19 protein-coding genes and 1 pseudogene are annotated in these 21,210 nt (G+C 65.6%); 11 read left to right on the forward strand and 9 right to left on the reverse strand.

Translation table 11 applies throughout. The features are described 5' to 3' along the window. Positions 1-931, forward strand: a pseudogene (locus tag RY1_RS11780) (HNH endonuclease signature motif containing protein); the annotation flags it as partial. A 570-nt stretch (positions 932-1,501) separates the two neighbouring features. On the opposite strand, the gene RY1_RS11785 reads toward RY1_RS11780, so the two are convergent. The 6 genes from RY1_RS11785 to RY1_RS11810 all read right to left on the reverse strand — a co-directional run bounded on the left by RY1_RS11785 (position 1,502) and on the right by RY1_RS11810 (position 6,574). After that, positions 1,502-2,347, reverse strand: a complete 846-nt coding sequence (locus RY1_RS11785; RefSeq protein ID WP_072803773.1) for a 5-oxoprolinase subunit C family protein — start codon at positions 2,345-2,347, stop codon at positions 1,502-1,504. Next, complete coding sequence (locus tag RY1_RS11790) at positions 2,344-2,946, reverse strand: 5-oxoprolinase subunit B family protein (RefSeq protein ID WP_072803774.1); 603 nt, start codon at positions 2,944-2,946, stop codon at positions 2,344-2,346. The genes RY1_RS11785 and RY1_RS11790 overlap by 4 nt, the downstream gene beginning before the upstream one ends. Continuing rightward, the gene (locus RY1_RS11795; protein ID WP_072803775.1) at positions 2,946-3,704 is read right to left on the reverse strand and encodes a LamB/YcsF family protein; all 759 of its coding nucleotides are present in this window, start codon (positions 3,702-3,704) and stop codon (positions 2,946-2,948) included. The genes RY1_RS11790 and RY1_RS11795 overlap by 1 nt, the downstream gene beginning before the upstream one ends. A gap of 91 nt (positions 3,705-3,795) precedes the next feature. After that, complete coding sequence (locus tag RY1_RS11800) at positions 3,796-4,674, reverse strand: metal ABC transporter permease (protein WP_072803776.1); 879 nt, start codon at positions 4,672-4,674, stop codon at positions 3,796-3,798. After that, positions 4,671-5,492 carry a metal ABC transporter ATP-binding protein gene (locus tag RY1_RS11805; RefSeq protein ID WP_072803777.1) on the reverse strand — a complete coding sequence of 274 codons (822 nt, stop codon included), beginning with the start codon at positions 5,490-5,492 and terminating at the stop codon, positions 4,671-4,673. Before RY1_RS11805 ends, RY1_RS11800 begins: the two co-directional genes overlap by 4 nt. Before the next feature lie 38 nt (positions 5,493-5,530). Next, positions 5,531-6,574, reverse strand: a complete 1,044-nt coding sequence (locus tag RY1_RS11810) for a metal ABC transporter solute-binding protein, Zn/Mn family (protein WP_072803778.1) — start codon at positions 6,572-6,574, stop codon at positions 5,531-5,533. A gap of 158 nt (positions 6,575-6,732) precedes the next feature. Between RY1_RS11810 and RY1_RS11815 the strand changes: the two genes are divergently transcribed. Beyond that, positions 6,733-7,830: a LacI family DNA-binding transcriptional regulator gene (locus RY1_RS11815; protein ID WP_072803779.1), complete on the forward strand. Its 1,098-nt coding sequence runs from the start codon at positions 6,733-6,735 to the stop codon at positions 7,828-7,830. Between the two features lie 145 nt (positions 7,831-7,975). Here RY1_RS11815 and otsB read toward each other — a convergent pair whose 3' ends face one another. Continuing rightward, positions 7,976-10,525 (reverse strand): trehalose-phosphatase, encoded by a 2,550-nt coding sequence (gene otsB / locus RY1_RS11820; RefSeq protein WP_072803780.1) that lies wholly within the window; start codon positions 10,523-10,525, stop codon positions 7,976-7,978. A gap of 73 nt (positions 10,526-10,598) precedes the next feature. Beyond that, positions 10,599-11,285, reverse strand: coding sequence for a cholesterol catabolism transcriptional regulator KstR (gene kstR, locus RY1_RS11825; protein ID WP_072803781.1), 687 nt, complete (start codon positions 11,283-11,285; stop codon positions 10,599-10,601). Between the two features lie 94 nt (positions 11,286-11,379). Between kstR and RY1_RS11830 the strand changes: the two genes are divergently transcribed. The 6 genes from RY1_RS11830 to RY1_RS11855 all read left to right on the forward strand — a co-directional run bounded on the left by RY1_RS11830 (position 11,380) and on the right by RY1_RS11855 (position 18,344). Beyond that, a complete protein-coding gene (locus RY1_RS11830; RefSeq protein ID WP_072803782.1) occupies positions 11,380-13,554 on the forward strand; it encodes an acyl-CoA dehydrogenase family protein in 2,175 nt (724 codons plus the stop codon). Between the two features lie 99 nt (positions 13,555-13,653). After that, complete coding sequence (locus tag RY1_RS11835) at positions 13,654-14,652, forward strand: acyl-CoA dehydrogenase family protein (RefSeq protein ID WP_072803783.1); 999 nt, start codon at positions 13,654-13,656, stop codon at positions 14,650-14,652. Continuing rightward, positions 14,653-15,804 (forward strand): acyl-CoA dehydrogenase family protein, encoded by a 1,152-nt coding sequence (locus RY1_RS11840; protein ID WP_072803784.1) that lies wholly within the window; start codon positions 14,653-14,655, stop codon positions 15,802-15,804. Then, positions 15,801-16,715 carry a bifunctional MaoC family dehydratase N-terminal/OB-fold nucleic acid binding domain-containing protein gene (locus RY1_RS11845; protein WP_072803785.1) on the forward strand — a complete coding sequence of 305 codons (915 nt, stop codon included), beginning with the start codon at positions 15,801-15,803 and terminating at the stop codon, positions 16,713-16,715. Before RY1_RS11840 ends, RY1_RS11845 begins: the two co-directional genes overlap by 4 nt. Beyond that, positions 16,697-17,092 carry a MaoC family dehydratase gene (locus RY1_RS11850; RefSeq protein ID WP_281249970.1) on the forward strand — a complete coding sequence of 132 codons (396 nt, stop codon included), beginning with the start codon at positions 16,697-16,699 and terminating at the stop codon, positions 17,090-17,092. The genes RY1_RS11845 and RY1_RS11850 overlap by 19 nt, the downstream gene beginning before the upstream one ends. Before the next feature lie 64 nt (positions 17,093-17,156). Further along, positions 17,157-18,344 carry a lipid-transfer protein gene (locus tag RY1_RS11855; protein WP_072803786.1) on the forward strand — a complete coding sequence of 396 codons (1,188 nt, stop codon included), beginning with the start codon at positions 17,157-17,159 and terminating at the stop codon, positions 18,342-18,344. Here the strand turns inward: RY1_RS11855 and RY1_RS11860 are convergent. Further along, positions 18,310-19,044 (reverse strand): FadR/GntR family transcriptional regulator, encoded by a 735-nt coding sequence (locus RY1_RS11860; protein WP_072803787.1) that lies wholly within the window; start codon positions 19,042-19,044, stop codon positions 18,310-18,312. The two genes, RY1_RS11855 and RY1_RS11860, sit on opposite strands and share 35 nt — an antisense overlap. 161 nt (positions 19,045-19,205) lie before the next feature. On the opposite strand from RY1_RS11860, the gene RY1_RS11865 reads away from it, so the two are divergent. The 3 genes from RY1_RS11865 to RY1_RS11875 all read left to right on the forward strand — a co-directional run bounded on the left by RY1_RS11865 (position 19,206) and on the right by RY1_RS11875 (position 21,209). Then, complete coding sequence (locus RY1_RS11865) at positions 19,206-20,084, forward strand: alpha/beta hydrolase (RefSeq protein ID WP_072803788.1); 879 nt, start codon at positions 19,206-19,208, stop codon at positions 20,082-20,084. A 275-nt stretch (positions 20,085-20,359) separates the two neighbouring features. Next, positions 20,360-20,854, forward strand: coding sequence for a gluconokinase (locus tag RY1_RS11870; RefSeq protein ID WP_072804014.1), 495 nt, complete (start codon positions 20,360-20,362; stop codon positions 20,852-20,854). Between the two features lie 52 nt (positions 20,855-20,906). Beyond that, positions 20,907-21,209 carry a WhiB family transcriptional regulator gene (locus RY1_RS11875; protein WP_072803789.1) on the forward strand — a complete coding sequence of 101 codons (303 nt, stop codon included), beginning with the start codon at positions 20,907-20,909 and terminating at the stop codon, positions 21,207-21,209. Position 21,210 lies beyond the last annotated feature (1 nt).

A 21,210-nucleotide genomic window follows, 5' to 3' on the forward strand; every position in this document is an offset into this window, starting at 1 on the left:
GGATGCGGCGTTCGCGAAGTTCGCCAAGCCTGGGATGTGTAATCCGGCGGATGCGTCGCCGGTCGTCGACGAACCCGACACCGACACCGACAGCAGCGACACCGATACCGACAGCAGCGACAGTAGTAGTAGCAGTAGTAGCGACACCAGTAGTAGCGGTAGCGGCGGTCGGGGTGGGCCGACCTTGTTCGACGACCCCGACAACCCAGACGAGCCCGGCGACAGTCCCGACCCAGACGGCGGGGGTTCTGGCAGCGACGGTCCCGGCGGTGGCAGTTCGGATGGTTCGCCTGGTGGCGGTGATGATGATGCTGTGGTGCGGGCGGGGCGGGATCGGCGGGGGCAGGGGCGGCGTCAGCATGATGCGTTGAAGGTGATTGTGCGGGCGATGTTGGCGTCGGGTCGGTTGGGGCAGCATCGGGGGTTGCCGGTGACGGCGGTGGTGTCGATGACGTTGAGGGAGTTGGAGTCGGCGTCGGGGCATGCGGTGACGGCGACGGGGTCGTTGGTGCGGATGCGGGATGCGATTCGGATGGCCTCGCATGCGCATCATTATTTGGTGATTTTCGATGATGATGGTCGGCCGTTGTATTTGGGGCGGTCGAAGCGGATTGCGTCGGCGGATCAGCGGTTGGTGTTGATTGCTTCGGATCGGGGGTGCAGTTTTCCGGGGTGTTCTCGGCCGGCGTCGTGGTCGCAGGTGCATCACATCGATGAGTGGGTGGGGGGTGGGAATACTGATATCGATTCGTTGACGTTCGGGTGCGATGAGCATCATGGGTGGGTGGGTTCGGGTGATGGTCAGTGGGCGACGACGAAGGCGGGTCCGGGTCATGAGTATCCGGGTCGTACGTTGTGGCATGCTCCGGTGTCGGTGGATCCTTCTCGTCGGGGTCGGGTCAATCATTTTCATCATCCGAACGAGTACATCTATTCTGCGCAGTCCGGGGCGGGGTCGGTGCAGGTGCCGAAAGACCGGGCAGCGCAGGACGCAGCGGCGCAGGGCAGGCAGGCGCAGGGCAGGCAGGCGCAGGGCAGGCAGGCGCAGGGCGGGCAAGCGCGGGACAGTGGATTCTGGGGCGGGACAGGACCTAACAACACAGCTTCCGACAACGCAGGATCGAACGGCGCACGATCGAACAACCCAGGATCGAACAGCGCAGGATCGAACAGCGCAGGATCGGACAGCGCAGGATGGAACGGCGCAGGATCGAACAGCGCAGGATCGAACAGCGCAGGATCGAACATCACAGCTTCCGACAGCGCAGGATCGGGCAGTGCAGGATCGGACAAGTCTGATGGGCCTGGGACCTGCGGGTCGGAGCCGGGCGTACCACCGCCTGCCTGACCGCGGGGCGTAGGGGGCTTGTCGTCCCTTGCGCCCCGCGGGTGGGGCTCCGCGCAGGGGGCCTGAGACGCCAGGAGCGGCACAGAGCATCACATGTGCCGCCTACAGTCGTGCGCTGGGTCCAAATCTATTCTTGTGTCAGCGCCGAGCGGGTCAGAGACGGAAGAGCACGGTGTCACCGGGGCGCAGTTGGCCGAGGATCGGCAGGTCCGCGGTGACCACTACACCGATGACCGGGTAGCCGCCGGTCACCGGATGGTCGGCCAGAAACGCGACTGGCTTGCCGTCGGGTGGTACCTGCAGTGCTCCGGGAACCATTCCCTCGCTGGGTAATTCGTCTGCGACAGACCGGGTCAATGTGGTATCGCCGTCCAGCCTGATGCCGACGCGATTGGAATCAGCTGTCACCGACCAACTCCGATTCAGCAGAGCGGTCGGATCGGTGAACCAGTCGGCGCGCGGGCCGAGTACAACGTGAACGAACGGGTCAGCATGTATCGGCGGCGGCGCGAAGTCCGCTGCAGGCCATTCGGCTACATCCTCTCCGATGGGCACGAGATCGCCGGGGGACAGCTGGGTGGGCCCAAGGCCGGACATCGTGTCCGTCGACCTGCTGCCCAGAACCGGTTCGACGTCGATGCCGCCGCGCACCGCAATGTAAGTCCGAAGTGCCGAAGTGGGTGTACCCACTGTCAATTCGTCACCGTCGACAAGGTGGAGAGTGTTGTACGTTGCGTTCGGAGTGCCGTTCACCGAGATCTCACCGTCGGCGCCCGTCACCGCGAGGACGACGGTCCCGCGTGCACGGATGCGCAACCCACCCATCGTCGCTTCGAGTGTTGCGGCGTCGATGTGGTTTCCCACCAACCGATTTGCGGTGTCGTGCGAGCGAACATCCGCGGCACCGGACCGCCCGACGCCGATGGACGAATATCCGACGCGGCCCCGGTCCTGCACCGTGCACAGTGGGCCTGGGGAGATGATCTCGAGTGAGCTCATCGCTGCTCGAACCGTATGGACACTCCTGGCCGCAGCAGGGCGGGCGGGTCGCGGTCCGGGTCCCACAGCACCGCGTCGGTGCTACCTATGAGCTGCCAACCGCCGGGCGAACTGCGGGGATAGATTCCAGAGAACTCGCCTGCGAGCCCGACAGAACCGGCGGGAACCGTCGTACGCGGTGTTGTTCTACGTGGAACATGCAGGCGGTCGTCGGTGCCGACGAGGTATCCGAACCCGGGTGCGAACCCGCCGAACGCAACGGTCCAGATCTGCTCTGTGTGAGCCGATATCACCTCGGCCACCGACTTGCCGGTCAACTGCGCAACGTCGTCGAGATCGTCTCCGTCGTACTTCACTTCGACCACAACGGGTTTCGAATCGGCCAGAATTGCGTTGTCGGACGGCTTCGTCGACTCGGCCCAGGCACGTATGCGGTCGCGATCGCCGCCGTGGCGCACCAGGATCGTTCGAGCCGCGGGAACGAGGTCTTCGATGTCGTCGAGCTGGTTCTCGTGCAGGGTGCGGTAGTAGGCCATCGTCTCGGCGAGGTCGGCGAATTCGATCAGCAGTGCGCGATCTCCGCAATCGTGAAAGATCATCAGACGAACGCAGAAATGTCGATATCGTTGTCGGACAAAATCTTCTGGATCGCCAGTGCCATCTCGACAGCGCCGGGTGAATCGCCGTGGACGCATACAGATTCGGCTCGGACGGCGACCGTGGATCCGTCGATCGCCTGCACGACGCCGTCCCGAACGAGTCTGAGTACCCGCTGGGCGACGTCGGCGGGGTCGGACAGCACGGCACCGTCCACGCGGCGAGACACGAGCTCTCCCGACGGCGTGTAGGCGCGGTCGGCGAATGCTTCGGCGACGGTGCGGAGTCCGGCCTTGTGCGCTTCGTCGAGGAACGCAGACCCAGGGAGCCCGAGGACCGGCAGGGTCGGATCGTAGGTTCGGACTGCGTCGACGACGGCTCGTGCCTGCTCGCGGTGCGTCACGATCGCGTTGTACAGCGCGCCGTGCGGTTTGACGTAGGCGATTGCCGATCCCGACGCCTGCGCGAGGCCGTCGAGTGCACCCATTTGATACAGGACGTCGGCGATCAGATCAGCCGGCTCCATGTCGATGAACCGTCGGCCGAAACCGGCGAGATCTCGGTAGCCGACCTGTGCGCCGATGCGGACGGCGTTCTCGGCCGCCGCACGGCATGTGTCGAGGATGGTGCGCGGGTCGCCGGCGTGAAATCCGCATGCGACGTTCGCACTGGTGACGATGGCCAGCATGGCGTCGTCGTCACCGAGCTTCCAGGTTCCGAAGCTCTCGCCGAGGTCCGAGTTCATATCGATGGAAGGCATTGCCCCGAGTTTAGGCGCCCTGCAGCCGGGCCGGGCACGATCGAAAGCTCGCGCCCGGCAGCAACGCCGATTCCGCAGCAGAAGGCGAAGTTCAGGTAGCCAGAACCCGTCCCGAGTTCGCCTTGCGCCGAGATCCGATGAAGCGGCAGATCAGGTAGATGACGAACGAGATGGTGGTGACGAAAGTCGACACCGGGACGCCTGGGGCGAGGGAAAGCAGGATGCCGCCGACTGCTGCGATTTCGGCGAAAACGATCGACAGCACGGTCGCCTTCAAGGGGCTTGCAGTGACCCGAGCGGCAGCAGCGGCAGGAGTGATGAGCAAGGACAGCACCAGCAGTGCGCCGACGATCTGCACACCGAGAGCGCATGCAACGCCGACGAGCACGGCGAACACGACGGCCAAGCCGCGAACCGGGACGCCGCGGGCGAGGGCGACCTCCGGGTCGGTGCTGGCGAACAAGAGGGGCCGATAGACGACGGCCAGCACGATCAGCACGACGACCGCACAGATCAACAGCAGCTGCAGCCCGCTCTGTCCGACGCCGACGATCTGGCCGATCAGCAGCGAGAAGCTGGTTCCCGTTCGGCCTGGATACAGCCAGATGAACAGGACCGAGAGTCCGAGGCCGAAGGACATGATGACGCCGATGACGGAGTCGCGGTCCCTGGCCTTGGCGCCGAGCAATGCGAACATGACCGCCGCGACGACCGAGCCGATGATCGCACCGAGCCCGACGGTGACGCCGACGAGAAGCGCCGCAGACGCACCGGTCAACGACAGCTCGGAAGATCCGTGCACGGCGAACGCCCACTGCCTACTGACGATCAACGGGCCGAGAGCGCCTGCCAGTAGGCCGAGGATCGCAGCGGCGATCAGAGCTTGCTGAACGAAGTCGTAGCTCAGCAGATTGGCGGTGGTGCTGAAGTCGAACATCTTGGAGAAGGCGTCGATGACCTTGTCGTTCATGCCGGATCCTCGATCGGGGGGTGGTGGGCACCTGCCGTGCCGAGTGCGTCGATCGAGTCTCCGGTGCCGACGACGACGAGTCGGCCTCGAACCTTCAGGACTTCGACATTGGTGCCGTACAGCTCCGACAGCACCTCGGTGGTCATCACTTCCGACGGCGTCCCGATCCGGAACTTGCCGTCGACTATGTAGACGATGCGATCGACGAGCGGGAGGATCGGATTGATCTCGTGGGTGACGAAGAGAACCGCGGTGTCGTGCTCACGTCGTCGTCGATCGATCAGTCCTGAGACGAGTCGCTGGTTGGCGAGGTCGAGACTGAGCAGCGGCTCGTCGCACAGCAGAACAGTCGGATCGCCGACGAGTGCCTGCGCGATGCGCAACCGCTGTTGCTCGCCGCCGGACATGGTCCCGACGGGCGCACCCGCGAACGAGTTGGCGTCGACCTGATCGATGGCGCTCTGCACGATGCGCTTGCGCTCGCGCATCCCGCGGATGCCCATGCCCCACTGGTGACCGTCCCAGCCGAGGCCGACGAGATCGCGGCCGCGCAGGGGCAGACCGTCGTCGATGCTTCGTTGCTGGGGGACGTAGCCGACGCCGGATTGACCTCGTCGAACCGGCTCACCCGCGATGGTGGCAGTGCCGTGGGTCAGATGGTTCTGGCCGAGCAGGACCTTGAGCAGCGAGGTCTTGCCCGAGCCGTTGGGGCCGAGGATCGCCACGAATTCACCGCTCGTCACGGTGAGGTCGAGGTTCTGCCACAGCGTGCGTTCACCGAATGCCAGGCCGGCATCACGCAGTTCTACAGCAGACATGTCGTACAGCTTTCCAGCACACTTCGGGCGGTACCCACTCAGGATGCCGAGAGTGCGGCCTGAAGATCTTCCGCTGCCTTCGTCTGCCACTGGATGTACGTCATGCCCTCGGGGAGAGTCTCGGTGACCTCGACGACGGGGATGCCTGCGGCCTCGGCGGTCGACCGGATGTCCTCGGTGACCGAGTCGACGGTCTGGATGTTGTAGACGAGGACCTGAACGGACTTCGAGGTGAACAGATCGCGGGTCTGTGCGATCGAGGCGGGTGACGGATCGTTGCCCTCCTCGATGGCGTTCGCGAAATCCTCGGGAGTCTTGTCGTCGAGTCCGGCTTCCTGGACCAGGTAATGCGCGATGGGCTCGGTCTGGGCGACGGGCGCCGCAGCGTGATCGGCGGCGATCGTGGCGGTGACGTCGGTGATGGCGTGAACCTGATCGTGGAATACTTCGGCGTTGGCGGTGTACTGCGCGGCGTTCTCGGGATCGAGCTGCCCGAGCGTGTCGGCGATGGATTCTGCTGTCGCGGCGGCAACTTCGGCGTCGTACCAGACGTGCTCGTTGTCGGTGCCGTGGCTGTGGCTGTCGGCCGATGGCTCGTCGGTTCCGGCCGTATCGTCGGTTCCGGCCGTATCGTCGGTGCCGGCCGTATCGTCGGTGCCGGCTGTGTCTTCGTGGGCTGCTGTGTCTTCGTGTGCTGCTGCGTCGTCATGTGCATGGTCGGAGCCGAGCAGGTCGTATGCGTTGACCGACGGCACATTCTTGCCCTCGGTACCGAGGATGTCCTCGATGAACTCGTCGTAACCGCCGCCGTTGTAGACGACGAGCGACGCCTCGGCCACCTTCGCCGCATCGCCTGCGGATGCCTCGTAGGAGTGCGGGTCGGCGGAGGGGTCGGCGATGATCGAGTCGACCGTGGCCAGATCTCCTGCCACCGCCTCGGCGACGCTGCCCCAGACGTTGGTCGACGCGACGATCGTGATCGGCCCGTCGACGGCAGTCGCCGCTGCCGAGCCCGCGGGAGCATCGGAGTCGGAGCTGCATGCGCTGAGGGCGAGTGCTGCGGCGCAGGTCAGCCCGATCATGGCGGTGACATTTCGATTGAGGGGTCGCACGGGGAACTCCTTGGAGCTGACGAATAGATGCAATTGGAAACCGTTACCGTTGTACTCTAGCGACTGTTCGACCGCCGATCGAATCGGTCAACTTTCACTCCGGCGACCTTTGCGGCTAACGTCCCCATATGTCCAGGTCGAGGGAGCCGCGTCGCCCGGCTACGTTGGCGTCCATCGCCGCCGAGTTGAAGGTGTCCCGCACCACGGTGTCGAACGCGTACAACCGACCCGACCAGCTGTCGCCTGAGCTGCGAGAACGCGTGTTGATGGCCGCCAAGCGTCGCGGGTACGCCGGTCCCGATCCCGTCGCTCGATCACTGCGTACCCGCAAAGCAGGCGCCGTCGGGCTACTGCTGACCGAGGCGCTGAGCTACTCGTTCCGCGATCCAGCCGCGATGTCGTTTCTCGCAGGCCTCGCTGAGTCGTGCGAGGCCGCAGGTCAAGGGCTGCTGCTCATCCCCGCCGGTCCCGACCGCGACGACACCGCGGCCGCAGCCGTCGTCCAACAGGCAGGCGTCGACGGATTCGTCGTCTACTCCGTCGCCGACGACGACCCGTACCTTCGCGCGGTGCGGGAGCGTCACCTCCCGATCGTCATCTGCGACCAACCGCGTGGTGTGCCCGAGGCGGCACTCGTCGCCATCGACGATCGAGCGGCGATGAAGATGCTCGCAGACCAGGTCGTCGCACTGGGCCACGAGCACATCGCCGTGCTGTGCATGCGGCTAGGACGCGACCGCCGAGATGGCGTCGTACCGCCGGGCCGGCTCGCGAGCAGTCACTTCCACGTACAGCGTGAACGCATCGCAGGCGTCAAGGATGCGATGGCGGAGGCAGGTCTCGATCCGGAGACGCTGACCGTCGTCGAGCGGTTCGAGCACACCACTCGCTCCGGGCATTCTGCGGCGGCGCAGGCGCTACAGGCCAATCGCGACACGACCGCCCTGCTGTGCACCACCGACGTCCTAGCACTCGGTGCGCTGAACTTCGCCAGGGTGACGGGTATCGACGTGCCGCGTCAGCTCACTGTCACCGGATTCGACGGCGTCGAGGATGCCATCCGCGAGAACGTCACCACGGTGCGGCAGGACGCCGAAGAGAAGGGTCGACGCGCCGGCACGCTACTGCTCTCGACGTCGCACTCGGGAATCATGGCGGCGGAAATCCTGCCGACCGAACTCGTCAAGGGTCGGACTGCGGGACCGCCGCCGGCTCGGGTCTCCTGAACGCTCGGGTCCCCTGAACGCTCGAGTCTCCTGAATGACCGCTTGAATGGTCCTTTCATACGCTCAGATCGTATGAAAGGACCATTCAAGCGATCCGGGGGCGGGCGATCCGGCAGTCCGGCGATCCGGGGGCGGCGATCCGCGCTCAGGCGCTCAGCAACGACGCACAGCGCAACAATCCGAGGTGACTGTAGGCCTGCGGGTGGTTGCCGAGAGAGCGTTCGGCGACGGGGTCGTACTCCTCGCTGAGCAGACCGGTCGGACCTGCTGCGCTGACGAGCTGGGTGAACAGCGCCTCGGCTTCGGATCGCTGGCCGATGAGCAGGTATGCCTCGACGAGCCAGGCGGCGCACAGGTGGAAGCCGCCCTCCCCGCCGGGGAGCCCGTCGTCGTGGTGGTAGCGGTACACCGTCGAACCGCTGCGCAGTTCGGCTTCGGTGGCGGTGACGGTCGCCGCGAACCGGGGGTCGGACGGGTCGATCAGCCCGGAGAGTCCGATGTGGAGAGTGGCGGCGTCGAGGTCGGTGCCGTCGTATGCGGCGGTGAACGATTGGACCTCGTCGTTCCATCCCTGATCGAGCACCTCGGCGTGGATCTCCTCGCGCAGCGCGGACCAGTTCGGCTCGGTCTCGCGGTCGAACGCCGTCGCGAGAGTGAGCGCGCGGTCGATGGTCAGCCAGCCCATCACCTTCGAGTACACGTGGTGGCGAGGGTTGCCGCGGATCTCCCAGATGCCGTGGTCAGGTTCGGACCATCGACGTTCGACGGCCTCGACCATGGACCGGACGAGCGACCAATCATCCTCGGAGAGCGCCTCTTTGCCGTCGAGGCCCGTGGCCTGGCGCGCGTGGGCGAGCGAGGAGATCAGGTCGACGATCGGCCCGAAGACATCGAGCTGCACCTGCTGGTTCGCAGCGTTCCCGACACGTACGGGTCGTGAACCGGCATAGCCGGGCAGCTCGTCGATGACGGCCTCGGGAGGGAGTCCGAGACCCCAGATCGTGTACAGCGGATGCAGGCGTTCCGGTCCGGGAACCGACTGCAGAACGCCGTGGATCCAGGACAGGTAGTTCTCGGCCTCTGTCGTCGAACCGAGGCTGACCAGTGCGGATGCTGTCAGGGCAGCGTCGCGCAGCCAGCAGTAGCGGTAGTCCCAGTTGCGGACGCCGCCGATTTCCTCGGGAAGCGAGGTGGTGGCTGCCGCCATGATCGAACCGGATTCGGAGTGCACCAACCCGCGCAGCGTCAACGCCGAACGCTTCATCAGGTCACGCTTGAGCGGTGGAAGCGACAGCCCGTCGACCCAGTCCTTCCAGTAGCTCTCGGACTCGGCGCGGCGCTCGGACTCCTCGCGTGCCGACGGGCCCAGATCCTCGGTGCCCAGCCGCAATTCGAGAACGATCGGGCCATGCGACGGGTCGACTTCTGCATGCGCGGTCTGCTGGGTGCCGTCGGAGACGATGTTCCACTTGACGCCGGGGCTGCGCAGCACCATCGGGTCCGCGGTGCCGTAGATCCGCAGGCCGTCCGCCTCGGGTTCGAGTCGGACCCACACCTTGCCGAACTCGGGGCGCGGCGCGAACGACACCACGGCCGTGGCCTTGCCGGAGATGACGCGGGTGAGCGAGGTCTGCCCGCTCAGGACGTCGTGCGGCAGATAGTCGGTGACCTGGAGGCTCGACCACTTGGTCTGCACCGTCATGGTTCCGTCGACGTATTGCTGGCTCAGCGGGAGTGCGGCCCGTGTCGGTCCGACGCTGAAGTGGCCGGCGCCGTCGCCGCCGAGCAGGTGCGCGAAGATCGCCGCCGAATCGGGTTCGGGATGGCACAGCCACGTCATCTTCGCGTCCGGCGTGACGAGTGCGACCGCGTTGGGACTGGCGAGCATCGTCAGCCGCTCGATGCGGGGTGCATCGGCACCGGAGAGCCACTGGCGACGCTCCTGGAGAAGGAACGCCAGGGCCAGCGACACCTGTTCGGTGCTCTCGATGCGGAACTCCGCTGCGGTGTCGCCCGTCCCGACCTTGACACCGATGTCCGGGCCGTGCAGGCGCGCGAACGCCTTCTCGTCGGTGACGTCGTCGCCGAAGAAGACCGCGGCGGTGGCACCTTCCTGATGACGCAGAATATCGAGGGCGATGCCCTTGTCGGTGACGATGACGGCCAGTTCGATGACCGACTTTCCTTCCGTCACCTGGACGCCCTCGAGGATGGCGACGCCTTCCCTGACGGCGACGAGAGCACGCTCGGCGTCGGCTGGATCGGCATTGCGGACGTGCAGTGCTGCGCTGGCAGGCTTGGTTTCGACGGTCACGCCGGGGAATCGGGCGGCAATCGACTTCATCTCGTCCGAGACGGTCGAGAGCAGGTGCTTGGCGGTGTCGTCGATGGCGTGGATGAAGCCGACGTCGAACTCGCTGCCGTGACTTCCGACGAGCTGGACCTCTGCGGGCAGTCTGGACAGAGTGGCCAGGTCACGTAGTGCGCGGCCGGAGATGACGGCGGCATTGGTGGCTGCGAGCGTCGCCAAGCCGCGCATGGCGCTGACCGACTCCGCGTGCGGAAACGCCTTGTCCGGATCGGAGACGATGGGTGCCATCGTTCCGTCGTAGTCGGAGGTGACGAGCAGTCGGGGGGTTCGGGCCACCCCGATGAGGGCGCGGCGAAGTTCGAGCGGCAGATCCAGAGCAGTCACGGTTCGAATCTATTCGATGGCGGACGATCCGGCTCACCCGGACACCGGCCCGGCCGAGGTCCGGGCCGAGGTGTCAGTCGAGAGCTTTGGACTCTCCGAGCAGAAGGTCGACGGTGAGTTCGAGGCGCGCGGCGACGTCGGTGGCCGAGGATCGCCGGGTCAGCCACGCGACGAGATTCGACAGCCACACATCACTGATGACGCGAGCGATACTGAGTTGCAATTCCGTTGGCTCGCCGTCGCTCATCGCCTTGGCGAACAAACGATCCATCAGACGGCCGACCTGATCCACCTCGGCGGCGGCCGAGGCGTCGGCGAACATGAAGGCGCGCGTCATCGCTTCGGTGAGCAGTGGGTCACGTTGCATCGCCCGTGTGATCTGTCCCAGGATCAGGTGCATCCGCTCCTGCGGGGTCTGACCGGGTGGGAGTTTGCGACGGGAGTCGATCTTCTCGAATTCTCGTGCGAGTGCCGACACCAGCAGGTGCACCTTCGACGGAAAGTAGCGGTACAGAGTCCCGACGGCGACATCGGCGCGCTCTGCAACGGCACGCATCTGAACGGCTTCGTATCCACCCTTGGATGCGAGGGCGAGAGTCGAATCGAGGATTCGCTTTCGTCGTTCGCGTTGCGCGTTCGAGCTCAGATCCTCGTCCGTGAGCACACCCACTGGCCTCAGTGGAGTAGCAGTCGGTGTCGGTGCGGGGACACCGTTGTTGTCGGCGGGGCTTGGAGCACCCGGCCGAGATGATGAGGTCATCGTTGGTTTTCCTTCGCACCTTGACTCTTGTCCAGCTAGCGTATTAGAACACGTTCTAGATGGAAAAGTCATCTCGAGAACCAGGGGAGTCACTGTGACGATTGCCACGACCGAGGAGCAACGCGACATCCAGAAGTCCATCGGTTCGTGGGTATCCTCTGCCCGGCCGACTGAAACTTTACGCGCTGACGAGCTGACCGGGTGGCGCACGCTCTGGCCGGCGCTCGCCGAGTTCGGACTGTTCTCCGTCGCGGTCGAAGAATCGGCCGGCGGCGCCGGGGGGACCGTCGCGGATCTCGCGGCGATGATCGAGGCGACCGCAGCCGGACTCGTCGGCGGACCGGTGGTCTCCACTGCCGTCGCAGCCCTGGTGCTCGCGCGCGGCGGCGGCCACGCCGAACCGCTTCTCGACGGGTCCGAGCCGTGCGCGCTGGTGTTACCTCCCGCGTCGGTGGCGGCGAGGAGGCGCGGCGAATCCGTGCTGCTCGACGGCGAGGTCGACATCGTCTCCGGGTTGGCGGACGGCGTTTCGGTGTTGCTGCCGATCGACCTCGACGACGAACAGATGTGGTGTCTCGTCCCCGCCGCCGCACCGGGGCTGAAGGTCGAAGCGCTCCCGGGTGTCGACCGGACCGTGCCGATGGGTCGGCTGACCGTGGCAGGCGCCGAGGTGTCCGCAGATTCGCTCATCCGAGGCATCGAATTCTCGTTCGTGGGCGATCTCGCTGCGACATTGCACGCCGCCGAGGCGTCGGGGATCGCGGGGTGGTGTCTGAAGACCGCAGTCGAGTACGCCACCGTTCGTGAGCAGTTCGGCGCGCCGATCGGCAGCTTCCAGGCGATCAAACACCTGTGCGCCGAGATGCTGTGCCGCGTCGAGAAGACCGGTGCAGCAGCGTGGGATGCTGCCGTCGCCGCCGACTCGGCGCCGGACGAATTGCCGCTGGCGGCGGCCGTGGCTGCGACGATCGCGCTCGACGCAGCCGTCGACACGGCGAAGGACTGCATTCAGGTGCTCGGCGGCATCGGTTTCACGTGGGAGCACGACGCGCATCTCTACCTCCGTCGGGCAGTGGCGTCGAGGCAATTGTCGGGAGGTTCGGCTCGATGGCGGCAGCGGGTGATCGAGCTGACGCGGGCGGGGTGTCGACGGCATCTCGGGGTCGATCTCGGCGTGGCCGAAAGGATGCGCGCAGCCGTCCGAGCGGAGGTTCGTGAGATCGCCGCCGCCGAGAATCCCGCCGTTGCTCTTGCTGCCTCGGGTCTTGCCGCACCGCACTGGCCCGCGCCCTACGGCCGGGATGCAACAGCAGCCGAGCAGCTGCTCTACGCCGAGGAACTCGCTGCCGCGGGACTGGAAAGCCCGGATCTGGTCGTCGGCTGGTGGGCGGTGCCGACCATCCTCGAACACGGGACGGCGGCTCAGATCGACAGATTTGCCGGTCCGACTCTGCGCGGCGAGATCGTCTGGTGTCAGCTCTTCAGCGAGCCCGAGGCGGGGTCGGATCTCGCCTCGCTGCGGACGACGGCACGCGAGGTCGACGGTGGGTGGACACTGCGCGGCCACAAGGTCTGGACGTCACTGGCGCGTGAAGCGGACTGGGCCATCTGCCTCGCCCGCACCGGCCATGACGTGCCGAAACGTGATAGTGCTGACGGCAAGCGTTCCAAGCACGACAAGGCTTCCAAATATCAGGGCATCACGTATTTTCTCGTCGACATGCGCTCGCCGGGGATCCGTGTCGAACCGCTGCGCGAGATCACCGGAGACTCGGTCTTCAACGAGGTGTTCCTCGACGACGTCTTCGTTCCCGACGACTGCATGGTGGGCGAGCGGGGTGGCGGCTGGCGGCTCGCGCGCACGACCCTCGCCAACGAGCGGGTGGCGATGAGCAACGGCTCGGCGCTCGGCTCGGCGCTCGAGGACGTGCTCACCGCGACGGCGGGCAGCCGGGACCGGGTCATGGGGGAGCGTCTGGGGGCTCTTGTCGCCGACGGGCAAGTCGGTTCGCTGCTCGAACTGCGAGGGGCTCTCCGACGGCTGGGCGGGCAGGACCCCGGCGCCGAGTCGAGCGTCCGAAAGCTGGTCGGCGTGCGGCACCGACAGGATCTCGCCGAGTTCGCGCTCGAGGCTGCGGGTCCGTCCGGCGCGGTCGAGGGGCCGCTTGCGAAGGAGATGCTTCTGACTCGGTGCCTGTCGATCGCCGGGGGCACGTCGCAGATCCTGCTCACCGTCGCCGCCGAGAGGATTCTCGGTCTGCCGCGGTGAATGCGCGACGGACTCTCCGCGCATGGGGCTGGTGCATCCCTTTGCCAGGTGTTAAAAATAGAACACGTTCTACTAACTTTCCTTCGACGGTGGGCAGGTATGGACTTCACCAGAGATTCGACTCAGACGACCGTGGCCGAGATGGTCACCGGTCTTCTCGCCAAGGAACCCGAGGACCTCCACGCGGCGATGTCCGACGCAGGCTTGTTCTCGATGCTGCTCCCTGCGGCGATCGGCGGCGACGGACTCGGCGTGATGGAGGCGACCGTCGTGCTCACCGAACTTGCCAGGGCCGCGGCGGTCGGTCCTGCGCTCGCCACGATCGGTTTCGGCATCATCCCGCTCGTCGAACTCGCCGATCCTGCGCTCGTGCAGCGAGTTGTTCGGCCAGGAGCCGTTCTGACCGCGGCACTGATGGAACCGGGATCACCGTTTCCGGCGGTGCCTGCGACGGAAGCCGTCTCCGATGGTCGAGACGTCCGGGTGACCGGTACGAAAATTGCCGTGGCCTACGCCGAACAGGCCCACCGAATCCTGGTACCGACATCGGCGGGTGTCTTTCTCGTCGATCCGCACGCCGACGGGATTCGGCTGACCCCGGCGCCTACCTCCAGCGGCGAACCCGAGTACATCGTCGAGATGAACCGAGCCGCAGGTGAATTCGTCACCGAGGACATCGGCGGACTTCATCGGCTCGCGATTGCCTCGATCGGTGCCGTCGCCGACGGCCTCGCCGCGGGCGCAGCCGAACTGACGGCCGCGCATCTGGCCGGCCGCCACCAGTTCGGCAAACCTCTCGCGACGTTTCAGGCGGTCGCGGGTGAGATCGCCGACGTCTATGTCACCGCGCGGACGATCCACGTCGCGGCAGTCTCGGCAGCGTGGCAGGCGCACACGACAAGCTCCGAGGACGACGGAAACGTGCTCGCCTACTGGATCGCAGCCGAACTTCCTGCGGCGATGCAGGTGTGCCATCACCTGCACGGCGGCATCGGCGTCGACATCACCTATCCGATGCACCGGTACTACTCGGCTGCAAAGGATCTCGCCCGACTCGTGGGCGGTGCGTCCCTGCGACTCGATCTGGTGGAGGTGTAGATGTTCGTCGAACTCACCGAGGAGCAGCGAAAGTTGCAAGCAGAGCTTCGGCACTACTTCGCAGATCTCGTCAGCGAAGTCGACGCCGAGACCATGATGACCGAGCGGCACGGGCCGACGTACCGCAGGATCGTCAAGAGAATGGGAGTCGACGGGTGGCTGGGGGTCGGATGGCCGTCAGAGTTCGGCGGACGCGGATTCGGTGACGTGGAGCAGTCGATATTCGTGAACGAGGCTGCGCGAGCCGATGTTCCGCTGCCGGCGGTCACGTTGCAGACCGTCGGTCCGACGCTGCAGAAGTACGGGACCGACGTGCAGAAGAAGAAATTCTTGCGCGCGATCCTGGCCGGCGACGTTCATTTCGCGATCGGATACACCGAACCGGAGGCCGGAACCGATCTTGCGTCGTTGCGTACGACGGCGGTGCGCCGCGGGGACGAATACGTCGTGAACGGGCAGAAGATCTTCACCACCGGCGGTCACGACGCCGACTACATCTGGCTTGCCGTCCGTACCGGACCCGCCGATTCGCGTCATCGAGGAATCTCGATGCTCATCGTCGACACCACCGATCCCGGATACTCGTGGACTCCGATCATCACGTGCGACGGTGCACACCACGTCAACGCCACCTACTACAACGACGTGCGAGTGCCGGTGGACATGCGGGTCGGGGACGAGAACGCCGGGTGGGCTCTGATCACGACGCAGCTGAACCACGAACGCGTGATGCTGGGTCCTGCGGGTCGAATCGCCGGACTGTTCGAGCGACTGCGCGCGTGGGCACAGAGCCACGATCTGCTCGGCGAGCCCGATGTCCGACGCATTCTCGGTGAGATTCACGCGACGTTCCGTGTCAACGAATTGCTCAACTGGCAGGTGGCATCGAGTACCGCCGAATCGGTCGACATTGCCGACGCCTCCGCGACGAAGGTGTTCGCCACCGAGCGAATACAACGCGTCGGCCGACTCGCGGAGGAGCTGGTCGGGCGGCACGGCAACCCTGCCGACCCCGACACAGCCGCTCTGGCGGAGTGGCTCGACAAGCAGGTCAAACGCAATCTCGTCATCACCTTCGGCGGCGGGGTCAACGAGGTGATGCGCGAGATGATCGCGACGTCGGGACTCGGATTGCCGCGGGTGATCCGATGAGCGTGCACGAGATCCAACGGGCAGCGGAACGCATCGAGGCAGCGGGTGAATGCGCGCCTCGAGCGGGGCGGGACCCGATCAACCAGCCGATGATCAACAACTGGGTCGAGGCGATCGGTGACGCCAATCCCATCTACGTCGATGCGGCCGCGGCACAGGCCGCCGGGCACAAAGGCGTCGTCGCACCTCCGGCGATGGCGCAGGTCTGGACGATGGGAGGGCTGCACGGCCGTCGCACCGCCGACGATCCGCTCGGGCTCATGATGGGGATTCTCGACGACGCGGGATTCACGTCGATCGTCGCGACGAACTGCGAACAGACCTACCACCGCTACCTCCAGCTGGGAGAGGAACTCACGTTCACGACGAGGCTCGACGGCGTTGTCGGACCGAAGAAGACAGGACTGGGGCTCGGGTGGTTCGTCACGACGCGCAACACGTGGTACGTCGGTGACGAGCCCGTTGCCGAGATGCTGTTTCGTGTTCTGAAATTCGCACCCGCTGCCGAATCATCGGTGCAGGAACAGATTCGGCCGGTCGTCTCACAGGAGACCGAATTCTTCTGGGACGGAACACAGGCCGGGGAGCTGAGAATTCAACGAACGCGGGACGGTTCGCTGCGGCATCCGCCGATTCCGGCGATCTGGCAGGACAAGGAGGAACCGATCGACTACGTCGTCGCGAGCGGGCGGGGGACGGTCTTCAGCTACGTGGTGCACCACGCACCGAAGGTGCCGGGCCGCAGCGTGCCGTTCGTGGTGGCGCTCGTCGAGTTGGAGGAAGGGGTACGCATGCTCGGGGAACTGCGCGGCATCGACCCCGCGGAGGTGGAGGTCGGTCTCGACGTCGAGGTCGAGTATCTGCGTATCGACGACGATCTGACACTCCCGGCATGGAAGCCGGTCCGATGATCGCCGCAGTCGGCGACCTGCTGCCGGAGTTGCAGATCACCGCCGATCCGACGTTCGTGGTATCGACGGCATTGGCCACCAGGGACTTTCAGGATGTGCACCACGACAGGGACAAGGCGGTCGAGCGCGGGTCCACGGACATCTTCGTCAACATCCTCACCGACACAGGACTGGTCCAGCGGTTCGTCACCGACTGGGCGGGGCCGAGCGTCGTATTGCGTTCGATTGCACTGAAACTCGGTGTCCCGTGGTACGCGTACGACACGTTGACATTGAGCGGGACCGTATCGGCCGTCGACGGTGACGAGATCACCGTGGACGTCCGCGGAACCGACTCGCTCGGTGCCCACATCATCGCGACGGTGAGGATGGCGTGAGGGTGAGGATGGCGTGAGGGTGAGGATGGCGTGAGGGTGAGGATGGCGTGAGGGTGAGGATGACATGAGTAGGCAGTCGGCAGGATTGTCCGGTCGCGCCGCGATCGTCGGGATCGGTGCCACGGACTTTTCCAAGAACTCCGGTCGAAGCGAGCTGAGGCTCGCGGCCGAGGCGGTCACCGCAGCGCTCGACGACGCAGGCCTGGCACCCGCGGACGTCGACGGACTCACCTCGTTCACGATGGACACCAATACCGAAACCGCCGTGGCGCGGGCAGTCGGTATCCCGAATCTCAAGTTCTTCAGTCGAATTCACTACGGCGGCGGGGCCGCGTGCGCGACGATTCAGCAAGCGGCGATGGCCGTCGCGACAGGAGTAGCCGACGTCGTCGTCGCGTATCGAGCATTCAACGAGCGCTCGGGCGCCAGATTCGGACAGGTCGCATCACATCTCGCGCAGGCGCCGACGTCGTCGGGCATCGACGCCGGGTGGTCCTACCCGCACGGGCTCGGAACCCCCGCGTCGTTCGTGGCGATGGTCGCGCGCCGATACATGCACGTCTACGGCGCCACGAGCGAGGACTTCGGACGCGTCGCCGTCGCCGATCGAAAGCATGCCGCGACCAATCCCGCTGCCTTCTTCCACGGCAAGCCGATCACGCTGGAGGACCACCAGAATTCGCGATGGATCGCCGAACCGCTGCATCTGCTCGACTGCTGTCAGGAATCCGACGGTGGCATCGCCATCGTGGTGACGTCCGTCGAACGGGCGAAGGATCTGCCGAATCCGGCCGCTGTCGTCACCGCGGCAGCCCAGGGCAGCGGCGCCGATCAATACATCATGACCAGCTACTACCGCGACGCGATGACGGGGCTGCCGGAGATGGGGCTCGTCGGAGATCAGTTGTGGGCCCAGGCCGGGCTCGGGCCGTCGGACATACAGACCGCTGTTCTGTACGACCACTTCACCCCGTTCGTGTTGATGCAATTGGAGGAGCTCGGATTCTGTGGTCGCGGCGAGGCCAGGGATTTCATCTCGGGGGGCGCGATAGAACTCGGTGGACGACTCCCGTTGAACACACACGGCGGCCAGTTGGGTGAGGCCTACATCCACGGGATGAACGGCATCGCCGAGGGTGTACGTCAGATCCGCGGCACGTCGGTCAACCAGGTCGAAGACGTGGAGAACGTGCTGGTGACCGCGGGTACGGGAGTGCCTACGTCGGGCTTGATTCTGTCGAGTTCTCGGTAGCGAGCATCGCGCCGGTCGATTCGCTCACGATCTCGAGCATCGCCTGCTCCGCCGCGGCGGCATCCCCTGCCTGAACGGCAGACGCGACAGCGCCGTGCAAGCGGATCGCCTCGGGATCGGCTTGATGCGGCATGAGCGCGTGACGGGTTCGACCGGCGAGCACTTCGACGACGATGTCGGACATCGAGCGCAACATCGGATTTCCCGACGCGGCCAGCAGCGTGCGGTGGAAGTCCGAATCGTGGGCGAGATAGGCGTCGGAGTCCGCGGACCGCGAGGTGGCCGACATTCCGATCACGGCAGCGGTCAGCTTTCCGCACTGCGCAGGGGTCGCGCGAGCAGCAGCGAGCCGAGCCGCCAAAGGTTCTATCCCCGAACGTAATTCGCTGAGAACCAGTAGCTGCTCGGCGCGCCGTGGGCCGGCGAGTTGCCACCTGATGACGAGGGGGTCGAGCGAATTCCAGTGCTCGGAATCGAGAACGGTGATCCCGACGCGTCTGCGCACGGTCAGCAGGCCGAGGGATTCGAGCACTCGAACCACCTCGCGGACGACCGTGCGCGAAACCTCGAAACGCGTCGCAACGTCATCGGCGGAAATGCGGGTGCCCGCAGGCACAGCGCCGCCCACGATGCCCAGACCCAGTTTTTCGAGTACGGAATCGTGTAATTGCAGGAACTCGACGTTCGCTTCGGCCACCACTGCTCGATCGTGCCATGCGATTCGATCACCCGTGCATCTCGACAGCTTGCCGTGTATCCAGACGGTTCTGTTGTCGCTACTGTCGAATGCAGGGGCGGTGCGCAGGAAACGTCGGCGTACAGGGGAGACCAGTACCAGAGAGACCAGTACAGGGGGCGACCATGACCGATCGCGACGACCTACGGTTCGAATCAGGCGGGGCAGAGTGCGCGGCGTGGCACTATCGGGGGCGTGAGGGTGCGCCGGTCGTCGTGATGGCGCACGGTCTCGGCGGAGTCCGGTCGATGCGCCTGGCCGCGTATGCCGAGCGATTCGTCGCGGCGGGGTATTCCTGCCTCGTGTTCGACTATCGGCACTTCGGTGACAGCGGAGGCGAACCCCGTCAGCTCCTCGACATCGGAGAGCAGCTCGACGACTGGGCCGCCGCGATCGGGTTTGCGCGCACCCTCGGGTCCGGCCGCGTGGTGCTGTGGGGAACCTCGTTCGGCGGCGGCCACGTGATCATCGCGGCGGCCAGGGACGGCGACATCACCGCGGTGGTCTCGCAGTGTCCGTTCACCGACGGCCCAGCTTCCTCCTGGGCGACGCGGCCGTCGACGGCAGTGCGGGTGACGGCACGGGCTGCCGCCGACCGTCTCTCCTCGCTGCTCGGCCGTGAACCGGTCATGATCGCGCTCGCGGGTCCGCCCGGATCGACCGCGTTGATGTCCGCGCCGGACGCGATGCCCGGGTATCTGGCGCTCGTTCCCGAGGGTGCCCCGTTCAGGAACGAGGTGTTCGCACGCGTCGGCTTGCACATTCCGATACACCGGCCGGGCGCGTACGCGTCGAAGGTGACCTGCCCGATCATGTTCTCCGTCTGCGCGTCGGACACCGTTGCGCCCGCCAAGGCGACCATCCGGCATGCCAAGCGTGCCCCTCGCGGTGAGGTGGTGGTCTACCCGGACGGTCATTTCGGTATCTACGTCGGCGAGCCGTTCGAGCGGGTCGTCGGCGATCAGGTCGAGTTTCTCCAGCGTGTAGCACCCGCGCGCGCCTGAGTCGCGCGGACCGTGCATGCACCCCGGCTCGCATTTATCATACGAAATGCAGAATAATTTGCAATTTGTATGATTATTGGAGATAGTGAGCCGGGTCACCGACGCGGACATATGGTGACGGAACATCCGGGTACGCAGCTGGTGCGTACCTCGAAGACCTGGTGCGTACCTCGAAGACCTGGTGCGTACCTCGAAGACCTGGTGCGTAACTCGAAGACATGGAGTGGTGATCTGACGTGACCGAATTGCAGAGTGCGCAGCCGGTTCTGGTCATAATGGGCGTTTCGGGATCGGGGAAGTCGACCGTGGCGGGGATGCTGGCGGGTGCACTGAAGTGGGATCTGCAGGAGGGCGACGACCTGCATCCGGCGTCGAACGTCGCGAAGATGGCGTCCGGGCATCCGTTGACCGACGAGGATCGGTGGCCGTGGTTGGAGACCATCGCGGAGTGGATTCGGGCGCACACCCGCAGCGGCGAACCCGGAATCGTGACCTGCTCTGCCCTCAAGCGGAGTTACCGTGACGTTCTTGCGAAAGGCTCGGAAGGCAAGGTGGTCTTCGTACACCTCGCCGGTACCAGGAATCAGATCAGCGACCGTCTCAATGTGCGCATGGACCACTTCATGCCGAGTACGTTGCTCGACACTCAGATCACGACGCTGGAGCCGATCGAACCCGACGAGCAATCGATCGTCGTCGACGTCGGTCCGCCGCCTGCCGAGATCGCGGCGAGAATCATCGCCGAACTGGAGCGAAAGCTCGACGAATGACGCTGTGGCGCCGACCGGTGCATGCGCCGGTTCACGAACGAAGTGACAGTCCATGGTGAGGGGTGCGCCCTCGCGGCCGGTCGAACTTCCAGTCCCGTATGCCGATGTGTGGGACTGGCAACTCGACGGTCTGTGCCGCGGATACGACTCCTCGGTGTTCTTCCATCCCGAGGGTGAGCGAGGACGCGCCCGATCCATGCGGGAGCAGAAGGCCAAGGACGTGTGCGGCAGGTGTCCGGTTCTGGCGCAGTGTCGATCGCATGCCCTGTCGGTGAACGAGCCGTACGGCGTCTGGGGCGGCATGTCGGCACACGACCGCGCCGACTACTACCGCGGCGCATCCCGACCGGCCTGAT

The organism is Rhodococcus yunnanensis NBRC 103083 (assembly GCF_001895005.1).
In the GTDB taxonomy this organism is placed as follows: Bacteria; Actinomycetota; Actinomycetes; order Mycobacteriales; family Mycobacteriaceae; genus Rhodococcoides; species Rhodococcoides yunnanense.

Bases quoted from the DNA above. Each gene is read 5' to 3' on its own strand.
- RY1_RS11785 (WP_072803773.1), bottom strand. From the start codon at position 2,347: ATGAGCTCACTCGAGATCATCTCCCCAGGCCCACTGTGCACGGTGCAG.
- RY1_RS11790 (WP_072803774.1), bottom strand. From the start codon at position 2,946: ATGATCTTTCACGATTGCGGAGATCGCGCACTGCTGATCGAATTCGCC.
- RY1_RS11795 (WP_072803775.1), bottom strand. From the start codon at position 3,704: ATGCCTTCCATCGATATGAACTCGGACCTCGGCGAGAGCTTCGGAACC.
- RY1_RS11800 (WP_072803776.1), bottom strand. From the start codon at position 4,674: ATGAACGACAAGGTCATCGACGCCTTCTCCAAGATGTTCGACTTCAGC.
- RY1_RS11805 (WP_072803777.1), bottom strand. From the start codon at position 5,492: ATGTCTGCTGTAGAACTGCGTGATGCCGGCCTGGCATTCGGTGAACGC.
- RY1_RS11810 (WP_072803778.1), bottom strand. From the start codon at position 6,574: ATGATCGGGCTGACCTGCGCCGCAGCACTCGCCCTCAGCGCATGCAGC.
- RY1_RS11815 (WP_072803779.1), top strand. From the start codon at position 6,733: ATGTCCAGGTCGAGGGAGCCGCGTCGCCCGGCTACGTTGGCGTCCATC.
- kstR (WP_072803781.1), bottom strand. From the start codon at position 11,285: ATGACCTCATCATCTCGGCCGGGTGCTCCAAGCCCCGCCGACAACAAC.
- RY1_RS11835 (WP_072803783.1), top strand. From the start codon at position 13,654: ATGGACTTCACCAGAGATTCGACTCAGACGACCGTGGCCGAGATGGTC.
- RY1_RS11840 (WP_072803784.1), top strand. From the start codon at position 14,653: ATGTTCGTCGAACTCACCGAGGAGCAGCGAAAGTTGCAAGCAGAGCTT.
- RY1_RS11845 (WP_072803785.1), top strand. From the start codon at position 15,801: ATGAGCGTGCACGAGATCCAACGGGCAGCGGAACGCATCGAGGCAGCG.
- RY1_RS11850 (WP_281249970.1), top strand. From the start codon at position 16,697: ATGGAAGCCGGTCCGATGATCGCCGCAGTCGGCGACCTGCTGCCGGAG.
- RY1_RS11855 (WP_072803786.1), top strand. From the start codon at position 17,157: ATGAGTAGGCAGTCGGCAGGATTGTCCGGTCGCGCCGCGATCGTCGGG.
- RY1_RS11865 (WP_072803788.1), top strand. From the start codon at position 19,206: ATGACCGATCGCGACGACCTACGGTTCGAATCAGGCGGGGCAGAGTGC.
- RY1_RS11870 (WP_072804014.1), top strand. From the start codon at position 20,360: ATGGGCGTTTCGGGATCGGGGAAGTCGACCGTGGCGGGGATGCTGGCG.
- RY1_RS11875 (WP_072803789.1), top strand. From the start codon at position 20,907: ATGGTGAGGGGTGCGCCCTCGCGGCCGGTCGAACTTCCAGTCCCGTAT.